The sequence below is a fragment of the Variovorax sp. P1_H12_2 genome (assembly GCF_056405335.1).
This window is the reverse complement of record NZ_JBFUCI010000587.1, coordinates 1-3061: the sequence shown is the minus strand read 5'-3', so window position 1 is coordinate 3061 and position 3061 is coordinate 1. Positions and strand designations below refer to the sequence as shown.

At 68.5% G+C, this 3061-nt stretch carries 3 protein-coding genes; all 3 read left to right on the top strand.

All coding sequences use genetic code 11. From position 1 onward, the window contains the following. Window positions 1-201 (top strand): DNA polymerase (locus tag AC1D2K_RS32775; RefSeq protein ID WP_478094364.1); only part of this gene is annotated, 201 nt, incomplete at its 5' end. Window positions 202-334: 133 nt separating this feature from the next. Beyond that, window positions 335-1633 carry a M20/M25/M40 family metallo-hydrolase gene (locus tag AC1D2K_RS32770; RefSeq protein WP_478094362.1) on the top strand — a complete coding sequence of 433 codons (1299 nt, stop codon included), beginning with the start codon at window positions 335-337 and terminating at the stop codon, window positions 1631-1633. A 68-nt stretch (window positions 1634-1701) separates the two neighbouring features. Beyond that, entirely contained in the window at window positions 1702-2601 is a 900-nt protein-coding gene (locus AC1D2K_RS32765; RefSeq protein ID WP_478094360.1) for a LysR family transcriptional regulator, read from the top strand. Window positions 2602-3061 lie beyond the last annotated feature (460 nt).

The window sequence follows — 3061 nt, the reverse complement described above, 5'->3', positions numbered from 1 at the left end:
GTGCAGCAGGTGCTAGACGCCGAGCAGCGCGGCACGAGGATGATCATCCAGGTGCACGACGAACTGGTTATCGAGGAGCCCGAAGCGGAAGTCGAATGTGTCCGCACCGAGATCCCGCGACTCAAGGAGGGCGTGGCCGACCTCAGGGTGCCGCAGCTCGCTGAAATCGGCATTGCTCCCAATAGGGACAAAGCGCATTAGATTTGGCTCGCCCCCAGGTTGGGCTCACATCGTGTAGCCCGCCCACCCCCTACCGGGGGCAACACCAGCGGCCCGGCAAAGCCGGTTCCGCGGTGTTTCTGGAGATGTTTTTTTTGGGAGACCTGAGAATCAAATGAAGACTGCAACCGCTTTGATGCGCGGGGGCTTCGCCCTCGTTGCGCTCGTCGCCGCCTGTACCGTTGCGTCGGCCGCCCCCGACGAACGCATCGCCACGCTCGCTGCCAAGGAAAAGCCCGCGCTGCTCGAGACGCTGAACCAGCTGGTCTCGATCGAATCGGGCAGCCGCGACCTCGAGGGCCTCGACAAGATCGCCAACCTGATCGCCGACAAGTTCCGCGCGCTCGGCGGCCAGGTCGAGCTGATCGATCCCTCGGCCGAGGCCTACCGCATGGAAGACACGCCCGAGAAGATCGGCAAGGTCGTGCGCGCGACTTTCAAGGGCACGGGCACGAAGAAGATCATGCTCATCGCCCACATGGACACGGTCTACCAGATCGGCATGCTGAACAAGCAGCCCTTCCGCGTCGAGGGCGACAAGGCCTATGGCCTGGGCATCGCCGACGACAAGCAGGGCATCGCGGTGATCGCCCATACGCTGGCGCTGCTGAAGGCGATGGACTTCAAGGAGTACGGCACGCTCACGGTGCTGATCAACGGCGACGAGGAGATCAGTTCGCCCGGCGGCCGTCAGCTGATCACGAAGCTGGGCGGCGAGCACGACGTCGTGCTGTCGTACGAAGGCGCCCCGGTCCAGGGCGACAAGCTCTCGCTGGCCACCGCGGGCATCGCCTCGGTCACGCTGCATGTCACGGGCAAGGCCTCGCATGCGGGCTCGGCGCCGGAGCAGGGCGTGAATGCGCTGTACGAGCTGTCGCACCAGATCCTGCAGATGCGCGACCTGTCCGATCCGGCGACGGGGCTCAAGATGAACTGGACCATCTCGCGCGCGGGCAGCAACCGCAACGTGATCCCGGCCAGCGCCACGGCCGGTGCCGACGTGCGGGTGCTGAAGGTCAGCGACTACGACCGCATCGAGCAGCAGATCCAGGAGCGCGTCAAGAAGCAGCTGGTGCCGCAGGCCAAGGTCGAGATGAAGTTCGAGCGCCGCCGCCCGCCGCTCGAGGCCACCGACGCCTCGCGCGCGCTGGCGCTGCATGCGCAGCAGATCTACAAGGAGCTGGGCCGCGAGCTCGGCGCGGACGACAAGGTCGCCGGCGGCGGCACCGATGCCGCCTTCGCGGCACTGAAGACCAAGGCGGCGGTGGTCGAGCGCTTCGGCCTGCAGGGCTTCGGCGCCCATTCGGCCGATGCCGAGTACGTGCTGGTCGATTCGATCGAGCCGCGGCTGTACCTCTCGGCGCAGTTGATCATGGACATCTCGCGCGGCAAGGTCGGACGTCCGGCGCCCTGAGGTGAAAAGCCCCCACGCGCCGCACTTCGTGTCGTCGCTGCCGCCCGAGGGGGCGCAGGCCTGATTCCATGCGCCTGCGCCACATCGAGGTCTTCAACGCGATCATGCTCACGGGCAGCGTGAGCGCGGCGGCGCGGCTGATCAACATCACGCAGCCGGCGGTCAGCCGGACCCTGCAGCATGCCGAGATCCAGCTCGGCTTCCCGCTGTTCCAGCGCGCCAAGGGCAGGCTCGCGCCGACCACCGAGGCGCTGACGCTGTATCCGCACATCGAGCGGCTGTTTGCGCAACTCGACGAGGTGCAGCGTCTCGCCGCCAATCTGCGCACCGCCAGCGAGGCGGGCGAACTGCGCATCCTGAGCGTGCTCGCGCTCAGCTACGAGGTGCTGCCGCGCGCGCTCAAGCGATTTCGCGAGCAGCATCCGGCGATCGCGGTGACGGTCGAGTCGCTGCATTCGCCGCAGATCATGTCGGCGCTGCTGCTGCAGGAAGCCGACGTGGGGTTCGCGTTCAGCCCGGCGGTGCACCCCTCGCTGACGCAGGAGGAACTGGCCGACAGCCGCATGGTCTGCATCGCGCCCAAGGGCATGCTGCCGCAGCCGCTGCTGCGCAACGGCTCGGTGGCGCTGCACGACCTCGTGAAGCTGCCGGTGGTCGGCCTCGACAGCCGCGACCCTGTCGGCACCAGCCTGAGCCAGGCCTGCCGGCAGGCTGGCGTCGGCTTCCAGGCGGTGGTGACGGTGCAGACCTATCACGCGGCGCTGGCGATGGCGCATCACGGGCTGGGCGTGGCGCTGGTCGACGGCTGCACCGCGAGCTCGGCCGATCGGGACAAGGTCGACGTGCTGACGCTGGAGCCCCATATCCCGGTGCCGATCCGCGCGCTGCGCTTCGCCGGGCGGCCGGATTCGGTCGCGGTGCGGAGCATCACGCGGTGCATGCGGGAGGCGATCGAGGGGATGAACTAGGCGCGTTGGGTCTGCCTTGTCCCTTGGAAGAGCGCCCGTCACGCGGTACGGGCCGAGCGACCCCACTGCGCCGGCCCTTCGGGCTGCCTTGCGGTGCTCGCTTCAGGCGGGGTCCGCGCAAACTCGCTGCGCTCAAACACGCGCGGCCCTTATCCGCCTGAAGCTGCGCTCCTCAGCGGCGCAGAGGGGATCGCCCGTCCCGCACCGCATGCCGGGCTTCGGGGTGTTCAACGGCCAGCTGCGCCTCCAGCGTCGCAATGCAACCCCAGCGTGTCCACGGCGGTGGGCGGTATGCCCTGGGCCGGCCGTTGAGGCACCGCCGAGCAGCGCAGCGGTGCGCGGATCAGGGCTCGCGACTGTTTGAGTGGAGCGCAGCGGAGCGAGTTTGAGCGAGACCCCGCGTACCGCGAGCAGCGCAGGGCAGCCGCGAAGCGGCCGGTGACGTCGGCCGGCCCGGGGC